The following is a 17,471-nucleotide window of genomic DNA, read 5'->3' on the forward strand; positions in this document are numbered from 1 at the left end:
CGAACATGTTGACTGGAAAACACCTGATCGCCGGCGAATGGGTCGGCGCAGATGCGACTTTTGCATCCGAACCTGCGCATGGACCAAGCCATGACTTTTCTGTGGGGACAGCGACATTGGTAAATAACGCAGTAGAAGCGGCCGAGGCAGCGTTTGCCACTTTCGGGTGGTCCTCGCGCGCCGAGCGCGCCGCACTTCTGCGCAAAATCGCGGAGGAGATTGACGCGCGTGGAGATGCCATTACCGAGATTGGTACTCAGGAAACCGGCTTGCCCGAGGCGCGCCTGCAGGGGGAACGTGGCCGTACCGTCGGCCAGCTGCGTCTCTTCGCCGATCACATCGAAGTGGGTAATTATCTGGACATGCGCCATGACCCGGCGATGCCGGATCGCGCACCCTTGCCCCGCCCCGACTTGCGCATGATCCAGCGCCCGCTGGGTCCTGTTGCGGTGTTCGGCGCGTCGAACTTCCCATTGGCCTTCTCGGTTGCTGGGGGCGATACCGCCGCGGCAATGGCCGCAGGATGTCCGGTTGTCGTTAAAGGCCATTCGGCCCATCCCGGCACGGGCGAGATCGTGGCGCAGGCCATCGACGCCGCCATCAAGGCGACCGGAGTTCATCCCGGAGTGTTTTCACTGGTTCAAGGCGGCAAACGGGACGTGGGCACGCGTCTGGTGCAACATCCTCTGATCCGGGCCGTAGGTTTCACTGGCAGCCTTGGAGGTGGACGCGCATTGTTCGATTTGTGCGCGCAGCGGGATGAACCCATTCCGTTCTTTGGCGAGCTGGGCTCGGTCAATCCAATGTTTATCTTGCCGCAGGCAGCAGCCGCGCGAGGGGCCGAGATCGGCACAGGTTGGGCCGCTTCGCTGACGATGGGCGCCGGTCAGTTCTGCACCAATCCCGGCATTGCCGTTATCATTGATGGGCCCGATGCCGAGGCGTTTCAGTCCGCAGCTGAAACCGGGTTGTCTTCGGCGGCTGACCAGACAATGCTGACCGATGGAATTGCGGCAGCCTATCGCGACGGCGTTTCGCGTATCGCCGCCGGAACAGGTGTTTCCAAGATCATGGGCACCAGTTGCGAGACACGCGATGCCGCGCCATACTTGTTCGCTGTTTCCGGCGATGACTGGCTGGCCGACCACAAGCTGCAGGAAGAGGTTTTCGGACCATTGGGCATTATCGTGCGCGTGAATGACACCTCTCAGATGCAACAGATCGCGCGCACCGTCGAAGGGCAACTGACCTGCACACTGTATCTGGACGCAGGCGACAAACCCGAAGCTCAGGCGCTGCTTCCGCTGCTGGAACGAAAGGCGGGACGTCTGCTGGCCAACAGCTTCCCAACCGGCGTCGAAGTCTGCGACAGCATGGTCCACGGCGGCCCCTACCCCGCCTCAACCAACTTTGGCGCGACCTCCGTGGGCACATTGTCGATCCGCCGTTTCTTGCGGCCGGTTTGCTATCAGGACATTCCAACCGACCTTCTGCCCGAGAACCTGTGAGGCAACCAATGACGACATTCGAACCATCCAACCGGCTTGCGGGCAAAACCGCTCTGATCACAGCTGCCGGGCAAGGCATTGGCCGAGCAACCGCTGAATTGTTTGTAGCCGAAGGCGCGCGCGTGATCGCCAGCGACATCAACGATGCTTCGCTTGCAGAATTAGGCGGTATCGCGGGTATCGAGCCACTCAAGCTGGACGTAACAGACAATGAGGCTGTGACCGCCGCTGTGGTCGACCTGCCGAAACTGGACGTTCTGTTTAACTGTGCGGGCTATGTTGCGGGAGGCTCAATCCTTGTGTGCAGCGAAAAGGACTGGGACTTCAGTTTCGACCTCAACGTCAAAGCCATGTTCAGACTGATCCGCCTAACCCTTCCGGGAATGCTGGAAGCAGGCGGTGGATCAATCATCAACATGTCGTCGGTCGCATCATCCATGAAGGGCGTGCCGAACCGATTTGCATATTGCGCATCAAAGGCAGCGGTCATTGGCCTGACCAAATCCGTGGCCGCCGATTTCGTAACTCAAGGCATCCGATGTAACGCGATTTGTCCCGGAACCGTCGACAGCCCCAGCCTGCATGACAGGCTGCGCGCCACTGGTGACTATGAACAAGCAATGACGGATTTCATTGCCCGTCAACCGATGGGTCGTATTGGTACAGCGGAAGAAATCGCAGAACTGGCTCTGTATTTAGCCAGTGATGCAAGCAAATACACGTCGGGTCAGCCTTTTGCCATTGATGGCGGCTGGACGATCTGAGCAGGAAGGAACCTTACAATGAAACTGCTACGTTATGGCGCCAAGGGCGCTGAAAAACCCGGTATTTTGGCGTCGGACGGCTCAGTTCGTGACCTTTCCGGCGTTATCGATGACATCTCGGGCGACACACTTGGCGAAACAGTTCTTGAGAAATTGCGGGCAACAGATGCGGACAGCCTACAGGTGGTAGATGGAGATCCACGCATCGGTCCTTGTGTTGGCAATGTCGGAAAATTCATCTGCATAGGTCTGAACTTTGCCGATCACGCTGCGGAAAGCGGTATGGAACTACCCGTTGAGCCAGTAATTTTCTTCAAGGCCACCTCGGCCATCATCGGTCCCAATGACACGGTCGAAATCCCGCGCGGATCGGTCAAAACCGACTGGGAGGTAGAGCTGGGCGTTGTCATAGGCAAAGAGGCCAAATACGTATCCGAGACCGAAGCCATGGACCACGTCGCCGGTTACTGCGTTGTGAACGATTTGTCAGAACGTGACTTTCAGCTTCATCGCTCGGGCCAATGGGTCAAAGGAAAGTCCGCGGACACCTTCGGCCCAATTGGCCCATGGCTGGTGACAAAAGACGAGGTCCCTGACCCGCAAAACCTGCCGATGTATCTTGAGGTAAACGGGCACCGCTATCAGGATGGGTCAACCAAAACGATGCATTTTGGGGTGGCAACCGTCATTTCGCATCTGTCGCAGTTTATGTCGCTGCAACCCGGGGACGTGATTTCGACAGGAACACCGCCTGGCGTGGGTATGGGGCAAGAACCTCAGACTTATCTGAAGCCAGGCGATACAATGGAACTGGGGATTGAGGGGCTGGGCGTACAGCGACAGGATGTCATCGCTGGATAGTGGAACCTCAGCCATTGCCTGCTGTATCTCGACGCCACAGGTTACGGCAGCGACAACCGAAGTGAATTCGACAAGAGCACCATCCCGCATCAACTTGACGAGGCGCCCGTGATGCCTTGAGGGTGCTGTCAGACAAATTCGAACCAGTCTCAGTTTGCCGCGGAAACCGCGAACCTATCCGGAACAAAGTTGACGCCACTCGGCGAGAGCGGCGGTGCGTGTCAGCTTGAAGGTATCTCTGCTGCTTAGCGATCTTTCCTGGTTGAAGTGGTTGTAAACGGAGGAATGGACGGAGGCGAATTTCTGCAAACTTCGCATGCGCCTGAAACGTTGCATCGCGCGCTCACGTCGTCGAAACGGCAGGTGCGAATTCTCGACGCGGTTGTTGAGCCACCTGCCCGTTTGCTGTTTTTCGAATGCACCCAGTTCTCTGAGCGCGGCTCTGTATGAGGCGAAGCGATCCGTGACGACGGTTTCCGCTTTGCCGTGTCGCTTCATTAACTTCTTGAGGAATTTCAGTGCTGCAGCCTTGTTTCGGCGTTTGGTGACAACGGCTTCCAGCACCTCGCCTTCATGATCAACAGCCCGCCAAAGATAATGCCGCTTGCCATTCACCTTCACGAAAACCTCGTCCACGTGCCACTTCCATTTGGAGAACGCGCGCAGCTGCTGAACACGCTTTCTTCGGATCTCAGAAGCAAACACTGGACCAAATCAGTTCCACCAATATCGGACAGTTTCGTGGCTCACGTCGATACCTCGCTCGTGCAACAAGTCTTCGACATTCCGAAGCGAGAGCGGGAAGCGGATGTACAGCATCACCGCAAGGCGGATGATCTCGGGGCTGGTTTTGAAGTATTTGAAAGAGGCAGATTTGGTCATGGACAAAAGCTACGAAAGCCCCCTGCCCGTCTCAACCCAAGTTCTTCTGACAAGACCATCCAGACGATTTCTACGATGAGTTGTTTGGTTGGAAACGCCAAACTGAGAGCAACCGTGATGATGTAACTCATTCCATTATGCGAGCCGATGCCAATGTCGGTTTGCACCACACAGCAGTTGTCGATCCATGGAGCCCAATTTGGGTTCCCTCTGTTCGGGTTCACTCTGAGTTTCTGCTGACGGGACGTGCCGCTAACATCTGAAAGGATCTTCCTGAGGGAAACGAAGATCCATGAATGACTATGCGGTCTTCAATGAATGTCTCTGTCATCGAGGGTGTTTTTCATTCGGCAGACAGGTTGCGGCAGCCCGTCGTTGCCAAGTTTTTAGCACGCGAAAACTTGGAACTGTATTATTCCGGCCATTCAGACAGAATGATCTTGTAGCTGGGGCTGTTTCGGTAGTCTGGGAACGCTTCTTCGATACTCGAAAAAGCAGAATTCGACGCCTCAACTTTTCCTAGACGCTCCAACGCAAGAGCCTCATGAATGCGACCCGGAAGAAATTGGGGATTTCTTGTCACCGTTCTCCGAAAATTAGACAGGGCTGTCTCGTAGTCGCCAAGCGCAAAGTAAGCCCGCCCGAGCGCCAGAGTGTAAGTTACGCTATAATTTGGATTTAGTTCAATCGCACGGTTGATTACGTTCAGAGCCCCTTCACCGTCTGATGCCGCGGAAAGAATCATTGATTTCCACAACAGTGCATCGGCAAAGCTCGGCTCCAGGGTGATGGCAGTTTCTACTGTTTTTTGCGCCTCGGAAAGTTCGCTGTGCCATCTCAGCGCCCAGGCAAGGTTCGCATAAGCCATTGGGAGGCGTTCATCGATCTTGATTGCTTTGTTCGCGTGGTCGACGGCACGATCGATTGTCTCGCGTTTGGAAGAGTTGATACCGCTGAGAAACGCAAATGTCAGCGCGCGGGCCTTCCAGGCATACGCCTCTGCGTAATCCGGGTCTGTATCAATGGCAGCCTGGAACAACGCGATGGCTTCGGTAACGCGCGCTGCATCAAGATGCCAAAATCGCTCCTGCCCGCGCAGGTATAGATCATGGGCCTCGACGCTGGCGGTGTTTCTATGTCCCAACCGTTCTTCTTCGGCATCGGTCAGAGCCACTTCCAAGGCACTTACGATCTGAGCGGTCACCTCGTCCTGAACATCGAATACGTCCGAAACGCCCCGATCAAATCGAGCGGCCCAGATGTGGCCCTCGGAGGCGACATCAATCAGCTGGGCCGTAATTCTCAACCTGTCGCCTTGCCTGCGCACGCTGCCCTCCAGAACGTAACGGACGTTTAGTTCGTCTCCGATCTCTCTGATGGTCACCTGCTTGCCCTTATAAACAAAAGTAGAATGTCGAGCGATGACGCGAAGCCCGGATATCACTGACAAATCCGTAATAATATCCTCGGTGATGCCGTCGCTGAAATACTCCTGCTCAGGGTCTGTACTCATGTTGTCAAACGGAAGAACCGCAACCGAATGATCGGCTGATGGAAGAGGTGAAGGCATTTCCCCAGCGTCCTGACTGAGCGCTGACCAAAGGAGAAAAGACACTCCACAAAGGACAGCAACAATAGCCAAGCGCATAAGATGTCGCGAAACGTTGAAAATACCTTTTCGATCAGAACGCCCATTCTGGTCCGGATCCTTTTTCAGACGTGTCGAGACAACCGGCACGTATCCACCCTTCGGCAAATCTATGAGGATCGGGTCGTTTTTGCCCTTCGTCGCATAATAGTCGGCAATCTTGGATCGCAACCGCCCGGCTTCGACCCGGACGATTGCATCCGTGGCCGGGTCAAAATCCTGTCCTCGATCAAAGACATCTATGCCGATGGAGAATTGGTTTAGGTCAGCATCCTTGCCTGCAAGTGACTGCTCAACAATGTATCGCAGGAATCTATTTTGCCGGTCGGCCTGCGCGAATGCCTTGAAGTCGAGAATGCGCTCCAGCTGCTCCCGAACTTCGTTGATGTCGATATTGTCAGAATTCGCGATCCGAGCCCCCTGACCTTCCACTCAGACAAACTATACCCCTCCAGTTGTCATGTGTCTAACGACGCCCCTCGTCGTTTCGACAGGTAGTCGATACCACTATCGACGCCTGTAAGGCATTATTTTTGAAAACTTATTGTGAGCGTTACATCGACTGGTAACCCCACGATAACTGTTACGTACTTCCGGGTTTCGGATTTTGTCCGCACCTTAAACCCAATCCAGTCAATGCATAGGAAAGGGTGACCAAATGACAGAAGCGTTTACTCGCACACGCAAGTTTCTAAAGCAGGTCGGATCCTTTCTTTCCGATTGGGACGAGGCCATCCACGCAGACCCTAAAGATCATTTGCTGTTTCGTATTCAGCAAATGGAAAGGCGTCTCGACAATTTGGAAGCGTCCGAAACCGCTCGCGCTGAACCAATCAACGTCAGGTGAGCCAAGCCAGAAAGGAACCAAAAAATGTCCGTTGACCAGATTTTCCTGTTGCAGTTCGCTCTCAGCATAGTGGTCTGTACCCTTGTCGCGATCCGAATTTCTCCGGCATTGAACAAACTTGAGTGGTCAGATGCCATGTTCTGGCTGACAGTTCCTCATGCGCTCCGGCATCTAGGGCTGGTTTTCCTTGTTCCCGGTGTGGTCGCGGAATCGATGCCCGGTGGGTTCGCAGCGGAGGCAGGCTACGGAGATCTGAGTTCGGCCGTTGCCGGCATATTGACTCTGATCGCTCTATGGCGAGGTTGGATTGTCGCTGTACCATTGTTGTGGGCGTTGAACATTGTAGGCGTCTTTGACCTTATGAACGCGCTGAGGCAGCTTGAGGCCGTTCCGCATTTCAACGCGGCCTGGTACATCCCGACCTTTGTGGTCCCGGTGCTTCTGGTCACACACGCGATGATGATTATTCGGCTGATCCGTCACGCGGCTGGGTCTCGATTGAGCGCTGGCCAGCCACAGTAAGGAAATCTACTGTATCGGTGAAACCAGGAAAAGGACGTGCATCCGTCAGGATGCGCGTCCCAGCCTGGGCCTGCCTTCCGACTTTGCTGGAACTTAGCCTGATTGAATGCGCCCGATTTAGCTCCAATGGTGAGGACGCAACGATGCCTCCTGAACAATTCCGTCCGTCAACGCAGCGCGGTCCACGACTAGCAGTGAAGTGGGTCAGCGCATTCGCGCGCCAGAAGCGGGCGCTTCTATCCCTGAAGCTCTTCAACAAGAAACTCGAGAAACACCCGGACCTTCGACATTACGTAGCGCCGGGAGGGATAAACGGCGTAGAGTCCGGTTTCGTTCGGTGTCCAGTCGTCCAGAGCCGTACGCAGCCGTCCCGCGGCCAGATCTTCCGCGACATACATTCGAGGGACAAGGCTCAGACCGAACCCAGTGCAGAGAGCATCCCGGACCGCAAGACTGGAGGACACCTTGTAGCGACCGCGAACGGGGACTTTGACAGTTCTCTTACCCTGCATAAACGTCCATTGAACGGCATGGTCCGACAAGGTGAACTGGACGCAATTGTGCAACGCCAGATCCTCAGGTCGGGTTGGACAACCGTGCTGTTCGAAGTAAGACGGAGCCGCGCAGACGACGTGATCCATGATCATGAGCTTTCGCGCAATCAGTCCCGAATCTTCAAGATTGTCGCTCCCGCGCAGAGCGACATCAAACCCTTCTTCCACCAGATTGACTCGCCGGTCATTCAACCTCAGATCAAGCGTCAGATCGGGATAACGGTTGAGAAACTTCGGGATTTTTTCCGACAGGCCGATCAGCGTTACCGTAACCGGAGCGCTGACGCGCAACACGCCCGAAGGCGTATCCTGAATGGCCTGAAGTGTTGCGTCGGCTTCTTTCAAATCATCCAAGACTTGAACGACTCGCTCGAAGTAAAGCGTTCCGGCCTCGGTGAGACTCATGCGCCGGGTCGTGCGATTGATCAGACGCGCCGAAAGATGCCCCTCCAACTCGCCGACATTCTTACTGATGGCAGCAGGAGACAGGTTCAGCTTGCGCGCCGCTGCGGCGAAACTGCCGAGTTCGACCACGGTTCGAAACACGGTGAGGGCGGTCATTCGATCCATTATTATTCACTAACGATGAATTATGTATTCATCAATGGATATATTCTCCACCAAGTTATGCCGATGTATCTCCTGAGGCAGTAAGTTTGCGCAGCTGACGTCATCCACGGAACCACTGTCGGACGGAACGTCGGCGCAAAGGTAAAGGAGCCCCGCTATGCAGACCGCCAGAACCGCTGACCACCCCATTGACCCACGCTTTCTTGAACGCTGGTCCCCACGTGCCTATGACGCAAATCCCATGCCCAATGCTGACCTTCTGACCATCCTTGAAGCTGGCCGTTGGGCACCCTCGGCATTCAATGTCCAGCCCTGGCGGTTTCTGTATGCCCATCGCAACGACAAACATTGGACGGATTTCTTGTCGGTGCTGGACGCAGAAAACCGTCAATGGGCCGGATCGGCGTCGGCGCTGATCTTTCTGATCTCGGACAAGGTGATGCGCGCCGAAGAAAATCGGCCCGAGATGATCTCGAAATACCACAGCTTCGATGCTGGGTCCGCCTGGATGCAAATCGCGCTTCAAGCAACCGCGCTTGGCTACGCCGCCCATGCCATGGCGGGCCTCAATTTCGAACATGCGACCACAGTTCTGGGTTTGCCAGACCGGTTTCGACTGGAGGTGGGGATCACCATCGGTCGCGCCGCCGAGGCCCATCGCCTTCCACACGATCTGCGTGTGCGCGAGGTGCCGAGCAACCGGTATCCGCTTGAGCAGATCTCCTACCCCGGTCCCTACCCCGCCAGCTTTACCGCATTCGCAGCAGAATAGGAGGTTGCCATGTCCTTCGACCCAAACGCATCCGTCAAACCAGCGCTAGTCAGAGCCGATCTGCATGTTCACGGCCTGATGCTGGTTGCGACATTCCTGGTCGCGACGTCCTTTCCGGTTGTTGCCGCCATCACGGACAGTCTGGATAGTGTTGTGCTGACTTTTGTGCGGTTCGCTCTTGCGACATTGCTATTCGCTCCGCTGGTGGTGTGGCGCTTCGGCATCGTCCGTCCCAGCCTGCGCGACCTGTCGCGCTACAGTTTGCTCAGCCTTCTGCTGGTCACGTTTTTCTGGTGCATGTTTGCATCATTGCGGATGACAACACCCCTGAACACCGCAGCCATCTTTTCCCTGAGCCCCGTCATTACCGCGGGATTCGCGGCGATCCTGTTGAGAGAACGGGTGACCCTGCCCGCGCGTGTCGCACTGCCCGTCGGGGCAGCTGGTGCGATCTGGGTGATATTTCGCGGTGATGTCACGGCCTTGATGGCGCTTCAGATCGGCGCGGGGGATCTCCTGTTTCTTGCAGGCACCATGGCGCTAGCCGGATACAGCACGCTGGTCAAGGTCCTGCACAGGGGCGAGCCCATGGCCCGTATGACCTTCTGGATATTGGCCACCGGATCGATCTGGCTTTTGTTAGTGTCGCTGCACCGTCTTGGCAGTGTTTCCTGGGCCGAAATCCCGATCCGCACGTTGGCGGGCATCACCTATTTGTCGGTCTTCACCACCATCGTCACCTTTTTCCTGTTTCAGTGGAGCACAACCCACATCGGTCCGACCCGTGTGATGTCCTACACCTTCCTCAACCCAACCCTGGTGCTTGTGATCGGTTTGATGGCAGGAGACACCCTTCCACCCCTGGAAACCTGGCCTGGCATACTGATGGCGATCGCAGCTACAGTCATTCTCCAATCCGACTTCACCCGATGGTTCAGGTATATGAGACGGGGCATTCGGCCTGCCGCGCCGAGTTAAGCCAATCGAAATCAACTGCTTTCCTGGGAAACGAAAGGATCGCAACATGCCAAGTGTTCAACATCGTCTTTTTGCCACGATCCAGCGGCCCGCCCGCCAGTGTCTGACCAGTCCTGACCGGAAGAAACCAAGACCACCAGCATTTGGCCTCGTTGGATTGGTGGGCCTGCTGATTGTTCCGAATGTTGCGCAAGCGCATGTCCGTTGGTTTGTCGATCCCAACAGCCCCGAGGTTGCAACATTCGAGCCTTATTCTCTATTCGACCCCGCTGTATTGATCTGGATCGCGATCGCAACTGTCTTGATTGGAACTGCAATCTTCCTCGACTCTCGGTTGCCGACGGTTCCAGTCGCCAACACCAAGTTTCGCCATGACGTCATGGAACTGATGCGAATTCTCACCGGTGTATCCTTTCTGTTGACCGCGTATGACGGCGCGCTGGTCGCTCCTCACTTGCAGGCCCAGGGCGGGTTTGGGCTGTTTCTGGTGTTTCTGCAGGCCGGGATCGGGATTCTCTTGCTCAGTAACCACTTCCTGCACCATGCCGCGATCCTGATGCTGATCCTGTTCATGGGTGTGATGATCCAGTTCGGCGTCGTTCGGTCGTTCGAATACATCAACATCGTAGGTATCGCGCTCTTCCTGCTCTTCAATTATTTCCCGACGGATGAATTGCGCGCAAAACTGAAGCCATATTCCGTAGACATGCTGCGGATATTCACCGGTCTTTCACTGATCATGCTCGGTATTTCTGAAAAGCTGCACGGTGCCGCGCTCGGCCAGGCATACCTCTCTGAATATCAGTGGAACTTCATGCAACTGCTTGGCTTCGACTGGTTCAGCGACAAGCTCTTCGTTCTTTCTGCAGGATTCATGGAAGTCGTATTCGGGATCATCTTGGTTCTGGGCGTTGTCACCCGATTGAACATCCTCGTTGTTGCCGGTCTGATGCTAATCTCCAACGCTGTGTTCATTTTGCAAAACGAACAGGACGAAGCGCTGAAGGAATTGATTGGCCACCTGCCCATCATAGCCACCGCGCTGATCCTGCTGCTGTTGGGATACGGGCAACGGCTGAAGATCACGGCGCGAAGATCTGCCAAGATCGCAGCGTCCTGATCTACAGGTCGGGTTCGTCAGCCGCACATCTGTTTCGGAGGCTACGATGAAACTACCCAGAAAACTTGAAATCCCGCTTATGTACGTCCTCTATTGGACCCTCGGTTGCCTGTTTCTTGGCATACTGTTCGCACCTGCGGTCAGAACCTTTGACGCTGATCCATCTGTGGACCGTGCGCATGACCACGCCCATCTTCACAGCCAAGTCGAGGTTGATCCAGAGAACGCACCGGAAGTGTCAATCGAAGTTGTGAAGGACGCGCTCGTCGGTTGGAATGTCTATGTCGCTGTCGAGAACTTTCGGTTTGCACCTGAGCGGGTCAACCAAGCCAACATACCAAACGAAGGCCATGCCCATCTCTATCTGAATGGCAAAAAGGTCACGCGGCTCTACGGAACCGCGTTTCACATGTCGGGATTGCAACCGGGGGAGAACGTCGTCTCGGTCAGTCTAAACGCGAACGACCATTCTGAACTGGTGTTGGGGGGCGAACCAATTGAGGCTGCATCGTTGGTCGTTGTGGGAGATGAATAAAAGGTTCTGTCGCAACGGTGTTTTTCCAACCGCTTCGGCACTTTCTTCGCCCCACGCGACATTGACACCTCAACAAGCTGTAGCGCGGCCTGTTGGGAGCCGCCACTTAAACCTGAAACTGTTAGTGACGAAAGAATAATGTCTTTCATTTCAGATGCATGGCAAAAATACGCGCCAACGCGTCACAATAGGTGGCCGTGAATCGTCATCAAAGTAGAACATCAACGATAGGAATGAGACAATGACGAGTTCAAACGCAATCAAGTATGAAACCGCAATCCCGGATGTCCTGCAAACACTCGCGGCCGTTCATGACGTTCTCGATGGCAAGGGACTTGATCCAAAGCTGCGCCATCTTCTTCGGCTGCGGGCCTCGCAGATCAATCGCTGTGGGTTCTGCGTGAAGATGCACACGATTGAGGCGCGGCAAGATGGAGAAACCAGCGATCGGCTTGACCGGGTTATTGTCTGGGACCATGTCCGGGACTTCTCTGAGGCGGAACAAGCGGCACTGGAATGGACCGAAGCTCTGACAATCCTTGACCCGAAGCTGGACTTTGGACCCATTCGCGCGAAACTGCGAAAGCACTTCTCGGATGCTGAGATCGGACTTCTCACGGCTGAGATAAGCATGATCAATCTCTGGAACCGGATCAATGTCTCCAAACACTGAGCTTGCACAGGCTGAGGTCCTCTTTTTTGAGGATCTCAGACCCCGCCTCAATGGTCTGGCTTATCGCATTTTAGGCTCGTTCAGCGACGCAGAAGATGCGGTACAGGACACATTCCTGAAATGGGCCAGCACCGATCGATCGGAAATCGAGAACACCCAAGGCTGGCTTATCTCGGCCTGTACACGTCGCTGTCTCGATATACGGCGAACAGGAGACCGGGCACGGATGGACTATGTCGGCGCCTGGTTACCTGAACCCATTCAGGTGGCGGTGCCGCCCGAGGCCGAGACGCGGGTTGAGCTGGCCTCATCCCTGTCGATGGCGTTCATGATGATGCTGGAGCGACTGACCCCAAAGGAACGCGCGGCCTACCTGCTGCACGACATCTTCGATCTCTCTTATGGCGAAATTGCGGAGACCCTGGACATATCCGAACCCGGCAGTCGAAAACTGGTGTCTCGAGCTCGTGCAAGTGTAAGCAAATCGAAGACCCGCCACGCAACACCAGAACCGCGCCAGGAAGAGTTCCTGACGGCGTTTCAATCAGCCGTGGAGACCGGCGAGCTCGGTCCTTTGGCCCGAATGCTGGCTCAGGATGCAAGGTTGAGCACCGACGGTGGTGGCAAAGTGGCGGCGATACGCGACCCGATTGTCGGTTGCGATGCGATTTGCGATTTCGTCTCTCGCAAATTGCGGCGCTATTGGGCAGAGCTTGGCTGGACGCGGGCAGATCTGAATGGGTCGCGCGGCGTTCTGATCAAGGTTGACGGGCAAACAAGCTCGGCTGTCTCTGCAACCTTTGACGAGGCTGGGTTCGTTCAGGAAATTCTGATCGTGCGCAACCCCGACAAGCTGCACAACCTAAATTCGGTGCAGGTTCACTAATCCAATCAGCCGCTCATGGCCCGAAGGAGACATCTGGCAGACCACTTGGATGCAGCGGTCGAACCCGCAAAGCAGCTGTTCGCTGTATCTGCACGAACTCAGCGGTGACAGAGAGCTGGATCGCAGGACAAACCGAACCTTCAATCTATGATTCTGAGCGTCCGCTCTCCTATTCCTGAGCGTGTAAGTGTTTTGCCCATTCCTTACTGAAGTCTCCGAGTGGGCAAAGATGATCATAGAGGTGTTGTCCCAGATCAGTCGACGCATATCCTTCAGCAACGCGATGAACAAATCCCGCCGCTTGAAGCTCTTTCAGTCGGGTGTTGAGTGCCGCAGGTGAGATTGTTTCGCATTCTTCTTGCAGCTTTCGGAATGTGCATGGGCCAGCCTCGCTCAACGTCCAAAGGACTCCCATAGCCCAGTGGCGTCCAAGCAGGTCGAACAGAGCCATAATGGGTGCGCCGCTTTTTGAACCACGAACAGGCTGACCTGGTATCGGTATCTTAGTCACTTGCTATACTTTCTGTAGCAACCTATATTGCTATGTAATTTGTAGCAACCCAAGTCGATATTGCAATGACCAAGACAGACACCTACGAAATCCGTGATGATCGGTTCAAACGCAGCATCAAACTGGATGAGCCGATCGACCAAATCTGGACAGGCGGCAAATGGACAGAGGGACCGGTGTATTCTCCGACGTTCAGATGCCTGATCTGGAGCGACATTCCCAACGATCGACGGCTCCGCTGGGACGAACTGACCGGAGCAGTCGGAGACATCCGCTCAGGCCTCGGATGCTACACGAATGGCTCAACGCTCGACCGGCAAGGGCGGATCGTGGCTTGTGAGCATGGGACGCGCAGTGTCACCCGGATTGAGCATGATGGGTCGGTTACGACTCTGGCCAGTCATTTCGAGGGAAAGCGGTTCAACAGCCCCAACGATGTAGTGGTGCGATCAGATGACACGATCTGGTTCAGTGACCCAGCCTACGGAATCGAGTCTGACTACGAAGGGTTTCAGGCAGACCCAGAGCTTGACGGGGAGCATGTCTATCGTCTCGATCCGGCCACCGGCGATGTCACACAAGTGACTACTGACTTCGCCTGTCCGAATGGACTTGCATTTTCGCTGGACGAGCAAACGCTGTATATCGCTGACAGTGGTGGCACGCGTTACGCAAGCGGAGAGCATCATATCCGCGCGTTCTCCGTTAGTGCAGACGGCAAGCTCTCAGGCGGGGATGTCTTTGCTAAATGCGAAGAAGGCGTCTTTGACGGATTTCGGCTCGATACCCAAGGCCGTATCTGGACGAGCGCAAAGGACGGCGTTCATTGTTACCACCCGGATGGCACGCTGCTGGGCAAGATTTTCGTCCCAGAAGAAGTCTCGAATGTTTGCTTTGGCGGGCCCAAACGCAATCGCCTGTTCATTACCGCCTCCACAAGCGTATATGCAGTCCTCCTACCAACAACTGGCGCTTTTCTGTTCTGATGGCAGAGGCTACTATGCTGAAGGCCTTAACGGGCCGCGGATTTCGTCTTGTCCAAGGCGCATAATTGAGAGTTACCAATACCTTCGGCTCTCAGGTAATCGATGCGCGGGCGTTCATGGCTGATGACATCGACTTAACTGCGTTCTGGGCCAGCAAGGCAATACGGTATCCGTCCCGTGCAAACCGGCGGGCAACCGATGCTCCGGCTCCGTAACCTACACCTGTAATCAGACAGACTTTATCGTTCATAGTGGCTCTCCTTTGGGAAGGATCAGCTTGTATCAAGCTGCTCTAAATCAAGGATTTCATATCCGCAGCGAAGGTCGGAAACGCATAAAGCGAGGACTTGAGATCGCTGGCAGAGATGCCGTGACGCATGGCCATCGCAAAGAGATGAATCAGTTCGTCACCGTGATGGCCCAGAATATGAGCACCCAAGACTTGATCGGTACTCTTGTCGACCAAAACTTTGGACCAGGCTGCCGTTTCCGCGTAGGTCTTGGTGGAAAACCAACCGGACATATCAGACACCGTAAGTGAGACATCGAGACCCTTTTCCCGCGCTTCGGCTTCAGTCAGGCCCACGGTGCTAAGCGCTGGAATGGTGTAGACGGCGCTGGGGATCACGCTGTAATCCGGCCTTTTAGTCGGTCCATGCACGATGTTGTGGCCGACAATCTGACCCTCATACGTTGCGATGGGGGATAGTTGAGCGGAACTGGTGACAGCATCGCCCGCAACCCAGACTGAAGAGTTGGAGGTGGACCGCATCGTATCGTCGATCAGAATGCGAAGTCCGTCATGCCCGACACCGGCGACATCGAGGTTAAGCCCGTCGATATTGGCGACGCGGCCTGCGCCGTTGACGACCCGCTCGGCTAAAAGACTTTGGTTTCTGCCGTCATGTTCGAATTCAACACGCAACCCGTCGGCAGTCTTCTCGATTGCCGTCACCGATACTCCGGTTTTGACCGCTACGCCCAGTCGTTCGGTTTCCACTTGCAGAGCCGATACGGCGTCACTGTCCATACGTGGCAGCAACTGTGGCAACGCTTCAAGGATTGTCACCTGCACTCCGGCTCGCGCGTAGATATGACTGAACTCCATGGCAATGACGCCGCCGCCAATGAAGACAACTTCTTTCGGCAATGTCGCATCGGAAAGAACTTCGTCGGACGTGATCATGTGCTCGGTGCCGGGGATAGGCAGAGGCCTTGGCTTCGATCCTGTTGCGATAACGATGTCCTTGCCATGTATAATCTGACCGTCGACCTCAACCTCGTTCGGCCCGATAAAACGCGCAGTGCCTCGAAAGACATCTCCGCGTTTTTCGGCCAGCCCCTGCATGGCTTCAGGGATGAAACTAATCAGATTCTTCTCTCGCTCGATCAGTTTCGCCCAATTGAGCTTTGGCTTGCTGACGTCGATCCCGTGGATGGGTGCTTGTTCGATCTCGTGCATTGCATGGGCAGCTGCCACAAGAACTTTTTTTGGCGTGCAGCCGCGATTGGGGCAGGTCCCGCCAAAATCGCGCGCTTCGATAAAGGCAATGGATTTTCCGGCTTCATGTGCCACGGAGGAAACACCGAACCCTGCATTGCCCCCACCAATAATGATCACATCGTATGACTCGCGCATATTGTTACTCCTCTCGTTCTAATTTCCGATTGCGGGTCTTTGTCTATAGAGATCACATGGCGGAACCGAAGCATTCGGTGTGGATTTGCTCGGCGGGAACGCCTTGGCTTTCCAGGTCAGCCTGCACGTTGCCCATGAAACTGACTGGTATGCACAAAAAGTAATGCGCGTCAGATTTTTCGATCAGTCGAGCAAGCAACGCTCCGGTGAAGCGTCCCCGGGAATTGTAGTCGCGGCCATAGATATCTCCAGTTGCCGGTCTGCTAACGGTTAGGCAAGCTCACGCGCAATATGACGTGCCCGCGCCTGAGCTGAGGCAACCGAAGCTTTGTGACGCTCATCGGCAAATTCCTGATACTCGGCCGCAGCTTCGAACATGCGTTCTGCGCCCAGGTACTTGCGCAATGTGCTGATATGCGCAGAAAGGTGACCCGAGTCATTGCGAATCCCACCGTTCTCAAAGCCGAATTCGCCAGCAGATGTCAGCAGCACCAGTGTTTTTCCGGACATGATCGGTTCCAGAGGGAAGTCGCCGCGCGCCAAATTAAACGTAAATGTCTTGTTGATCCGGATGATCTGATCAAACCAAGCCTTCAGGGCTGCGGGCATGCCGTAGTTGTACATGGGCGTCGAAATCAGCAGGATGTCGGAGCGGTCGAGCTCGTCAATCAGCGCATCAGACAAGCTGACCAAAGCGTTCTGTTCAGGAGTGCGTTCCTCTTCCGCAGTGAAAACGGACGCAATCCAATCGTTGGAAATAAAGTCCGGCGGGGTCATTCCGACGTCACGCAGAATGATTTCGACGTCTGGATCAACTGTTTTCCATTCTTCTACGAAACTATCCGCCAAAGCGCGGGAAATGGAGTTATAGGCCGCAACAGGGTTGTCGGTGCGGCGTACGCTGGCGTCAATTCTCAGGATTGTGGTCATCTTGTCACCCAGTCAGTTTGCAATGAACCATTCAAAGGTGAAGCCAGGGACGCACAGGTACAAATGAAGAGAATTCTGAATAGAGTGAAATGACCTCAGCCATCTCTAATCGCCAAAAAATTTCTTCTCGAGATGAGACGCCGTCGGCAGAGACCGTGCTGTCCAGTGTTTGATTAAAACCATCGGGTTGGGAAGGGTCAAAACTTTGCATGCACAAGAACTCCTGATTAGGGGTTCAGAAACGCATGCTTCTCGGCAATTTAGAAATGACAAAAATTCAAGCGA

The 17,471-nt window shown here is 55.0% G+C and carries 18 protein-coding genes and 1 pseudogene; 11 read left to right on the plus strand and 8 right to left on the minus strand.

The genetic code is table 11. The features are described from left to right. Nucleotides 1-5: 5 nt before the first annotated feature. The 3 genes from ACR0AU_RS14905 to ACR0AU_RS14915 are packed head-to-tail and all read left to right on the plus strand — an operon-like array spanning nt 6 to nt 3,133. Entirely contained in the window at nt 6-1,508 is a 1,503-nt protein-coding gene (locus ACR0AU_RS14905; RefSeq protein ID WP_480795863.1) for an aldehyde dehydrogenase (NADP(+)), read from the plus strand. Between the two features lie 8 nt (nt 1,509-1,516). Continuing rightward, nucleotides 1,517-2,272, plus strand: coding sequence for an SDR family oxidoreductase (locus ACR0AU_RS14910; RefSeq protein ID WP_480795864.1), 756 nt, complete (start codon nt 1,517-1,519; stop codon nt 2,270-2,272). Nucleotides 2,273-2,290: 18 nt separating this feature from the next. After that, nucleotides 2,291-3,133 (plus strand): fumarylacetoacetate hydrolase family protein, encoded by an 843-nt coding sequence (locus ACR0AU_RS14915; RefSeq protein ID WP_480795865.1) that lies wholly within the window; start codon nt 2,291-2,293, stop codon nt 3,131-3,133. Between the two features lie 174 nt (nt 3,134-3,307). Here ACR0AU_RS14915 and ACR0AU_RS14920 read toward each other — a convergent pair. Together ACR0AU_RS14920 and ACR0AU_RS14925 are read right to left on the minus strand one after the other, a co-directional pair. Next, a pseudogene (locus ACR0AU_RS14920) lies at nt 3,308-4,015 on the minus strand (IS6 family transposase). 412 nt (nt 4,016-4,427) lie between these two features. Beyond that, a complete protein-coding gene (locus ACR0AU_RS14925; protein WP_480795866.1) occupies nt 4,428-6,095 on the minus strand; it encodes a tetratricopeptide repeat protein in 1,668 nt (555 codons plus the stop codon). Between the two features lie 439 nt (nt 6,096-6,534). On the opposite strand from ACR0AU_RS14925, the gene ACR0AU_RS14930 reads away from it, so the two are divergent. After that, nucleotides 6,535-7,032 carry a hypothetical protein gene (locus tag ACR0AU_RS14930; protein ID WP_480795867.1) on the plus strand — a complete coding sequence of 166 codons (498 nt, stop codon included), beginning with the start codon at nt 6,535-6,537 and terminating at the stop codon, nt 7,030-7,032. Between the two features lie 236 nt (nt 7,033-7,268). Here the strand turns inward: ACR0AU_RS14930 and ACR0AU_RS14935 are convergent, their stop codons facing one another. Continuing rightward, complete coding sequence (locus tag ACR0AU_RS14935; protein WP_480795868.1) at nt 7,269-8,147, minus strand: LysR family transcriptional regulator; 879 nt, start codon at nt 8,145-8,147, stop codon at nt 7,269-7,271. Nucleotides 8,148-8,313: 166 nt separating this feature from the next. On the opposite strand from ACR0AU_RS14935, the gene ACR0AU_RS14940 reads away from it, so the two are divergent. The 6 genes from ACR0AU_RS14940 (at nt 8,314) to ACR0AU_RS14965 (ending at nt 13,120) form a co-directional block, all read left to right on the plus strand. After that, nucleotides 8,314-8,928, plus strand: a complete 615-nt coding sequence (locus ACR0AU_RS14940; protein WP_480795869.1) for a nitroreductase family protein — start codon at nt 8,314-8,316, stop codon at nt 8,926-8,928. A gap of 9 nt (nt 8,929-8,937) precedes the next feature. After that, a complete protein-coding gene (locus ACR0AU_RS14945) occupies nt 8,938-9,906 on the plus strand; it encodes a DMT family transporter (RefSeq protein WP_480795870.1) in 969 nt (322 codons plus the stop codon). A gap of 46 nt (nt 9,907-9,952) precedes the next feature. Next, entirely contained in the window at nt 9,953-11,026 is a 1,074-nt protein-coding gene (locus ACR0AU_RS14950; protein WP_480795871.1) for a DoxX family membrane protein, read from the plus strand. Nucleotides 11,027-11,072: 46 nt separating this feature from the next. Beyond that, complete coding sequence (locus tag ACR0AU_RS14955) at nt 11,073-11,561, plus strand: hypothetical protein (RefSeq protein ID WP_480795872.1); 489 nt, start codon at nt 11,073-11,075, stop codon at nt 11,559-11,561. Nucleotides 11,562-11,802: 241 nt separating this feature from the next. Further along, nucleotides 11,803-12,234 (plus strand): carboxymuconolactone decarboxylase family protein, encoded by a 432-nt coding sequence (locus tag ACR0AU_RS14960; protein ID WP_480795873.1) that lies wholly within the window; start codon nt 11,803-11,805, stop codon nt 12,232-12,234. Continuing rightward, nucleotides 12,218-13,120, plus strand: coding sequence for a sigma-70 family RNA polymerase sigma factor (locus tag ACR0AU_RS14965; RefSeq protein ID WP_480795874.1), 903 nt, complete (start codon nt 12,218-12,220; stop codon nt 13,118-13,120). The genes ACR0AU_RS14960 and ACR0AU_RS14965 overlap by 17 nt, the downstream gene beginning before the upstream one ends. A 169-nt stretch (nt 13,121-13,289) precedes the next feature. Here ACR0AU_RS14965 and ACR0AU_RS14970 read toward each other — a convergent pair whose 3' ends face one another. After that, nucleotides 13,290-13,571, minus strand: a complete 282-nt coding sequence (locus tag ACR0AU_RS14970) for a winged helix-turn-helix transcriptional regulator (RefSeq protein ID WP_113788289.1) — start codon at nt 13,569-13,571, stop codon at nt 13,290-13,292. Nucleotides 13,572-13,696: 125 nt separating this feature from the next. On the opposite strand from ACR0AU_RS14970, the gene ACR0AU_RS14975 reads away from it, so the two are divergent. Continuing rightward, a complete protein-coding gene (locus tag ACR0AU_RS14975) occupies nt 13,697-14,617 on the plus strand; it encodes an SMP-30/gluconolactonase/LRE family protein (RefSeq protein ID WP_480795875.1) in 921 nt (306 codons plus the stop codon). 91 nt (nt 14,618-14,708) lie between these two features. Here the strand turns inward: ACR0AU_RS14975 and ACR0AU_RS14980 are convergent, their stop codons facing one another. The 4 genes from ACR0AU_RS14980 to ACR0AU_RS14995 all read right to left on the minus strand — a co-directional run bounded on the left by ACR0AU_RS14980 (nt 14,709) and on the right by ACR0AU_RS14995 (nt 17,397). Next, the gene (locus tag ACR0AU_RS14980; RefSeq protein ID WP_480795876.1) at nt 14,709-14,867 is read right to left on the minus strand and encodes a hypothetical protein; all 159 of its coding nucleotides are present in this window, start codon (nt 14,865-14,867) and stop codon (nt 14,709-14,711) included. A gap of 42 nt (nt 14,868-14,909) precedes the next feature. Then, on the minus strand, nt 14,910-16,256 hold the full coding sequence (locus ACR0AU_RS14985) for a dihydrolipoyl dehydrogenase family protein (RefSeq protein ID WP_480795877.1): 1,347 nt from the start codon (nt 16,254-16,256) through the stop codon (nt 14,910-14,912). A 270-nt stretch (nt 16,257-16,526) separates the two neighbouring features. Further along, nucleotides 16,527-17,186, minus strand: a complete 660-nt coding sequence (locus ACR0AU_RS14990; RefSeq protein WP_480795878.1) for an FMN-dependent NADH-azoreductase — start codon at nt 17,184-17,186, stop codon at nt 16,527-16,529. Nucleotides 17,187-17,217: 31 nt separating this feature from the next. Further along, a complete protein-coding gene (locus tag ACR0AU_RS14995; RefSeq protein WP_480795879.1) occupies nt 17,218-17,397 on the minus strand; it encodes a hypothetical protein in 180 nt (59 codons plus the stop codon). Nucleotides 17,398-17,471: the final 74 nt, after the last annotated feature.

This window comes from Ruegeria sp. CG1 (assembly GCF_056537265.1).

Bases quoted from the DNA above. Each gene is read 5' to 3' on its own strand.
- ACR0AU_RS14965 (WP_480795874.1), top strand. From the start codon at position 12,218: ATGTCTCCAAACACTGAGCTTGCACAGGCTGAGGTCCTCTTTTTTGAG.
- ACR0AU_RS14935 (WP_480795868.1), bottom strand. From the start codon at position 8,147: ATGACCGCCCTCACCGTGTTTCGAACCGTGGTCGAACTCGGCAGTTTC.
- ACR0AU_RS14970 (WP_113788289.1), bottom strand. From the start codon at position 13,571: ATGGCTCTGTTCGACCTGCTTGGACGCCACTGGGCTATGGGAGTCCTT.
- ACR0AU_RS14915 (WP_480795865.1), top strand. From the start codon at position 2,291: ATGAAACTGCTACGTTATGGCGCCAAGGGCGCTGAAAAACCCGGTATT.
- ACR0AU_RS14990 (WP_480795878.1), bottom strand. From the start codon at position 17,186: ATGACCACAATCCTGAGAATTGACGCCAGCGTACGCCGCACCGACAAC.
- ACR0AU_RS14930 (WP_480795867.1), top strand. From the start codon at position 6,535: ATGTCCGTTGACCAGATTTTCCTGTTGCAGTTCGCTCTCAGCATAGTG.
- ACR0AU_RS14960 (WP_480795873.1), top strand. From the start codon at position 11,803: ATGACGAGTTCAAACGCAATCAAGTATGAAACCGCAATCCCGGATGTC.
- ACR0AU_RS14955 (WP_480795872.1), top strand. From the start codon at position 11,073: ATGAAACTACCCAGAAAACTTGAAATCCCGCTTATGTACGTCCTCTAT.
- ACR0AU_RS14940 (WP_480795869.1), top strand. From the start codon at position 8,314: ATGCAGACCGCCAGAACCGCTGACCACCCCATTGACCCACGCTTTCTT.
- ACR0AU_RS14995 (WP_480795879.1), bottom strand. From the start codon at position 17,397: ATGCAAAGTTTTGACCCTTCCCAACCCGATGGTTTTAATCAAACACTG.
- ACR0AU_RS14945 (WP_480795870.1), top strand. From the start codon at position 8,938: ATGTCCTTCGACCCAAACGCATCCGTCAAACCAGCGCTAGTCAGAGCC.
- ACR0AU_RS14980 (WP_480795876.1), bottom strand. From the start codon at position 14,867: ATGAACGATAAAGTCTGTCTGATTACAGGTGTAGGTTACGGAGCCGGA.
- ACR0AU_RS14905 (WP_480795863.1), top strand. From the start codon at position 6: ATGTTGACTGGAAAACACCTGATCGCCGGCGAATGGGTCGGCGCAGAT.
- ACR0AU_RS14985 (WP_480795877.1), bottom strand. From the start codon at position 16,256: ATGCGCGAGTCATACGATGTGATCATTATTGGTGGGGGCAATGCAGGG.
- ACR0AU_RS14950 (WP_480795871.1), top strand. From the start codon at position 9,953: ATGCCAAGTGTTCAACATCGTCTTTTTGCCACGATCCAGCGGCCCGCC.
- ACR0AU_RS14910 (WP_480795864.1), top strand. From the start codon at position 1,517: ATGACGACATTCGAACCATCCAACCGGCTTGCGGGCAAAACCGCTCTG.
- ACR0AU_RS14975 (WP_480795875.1), top strand. From the start codon at position 13,697: ATGACCAAGACAGACACCTACGAAATCCGTGATGATCGGTTCAAACGC.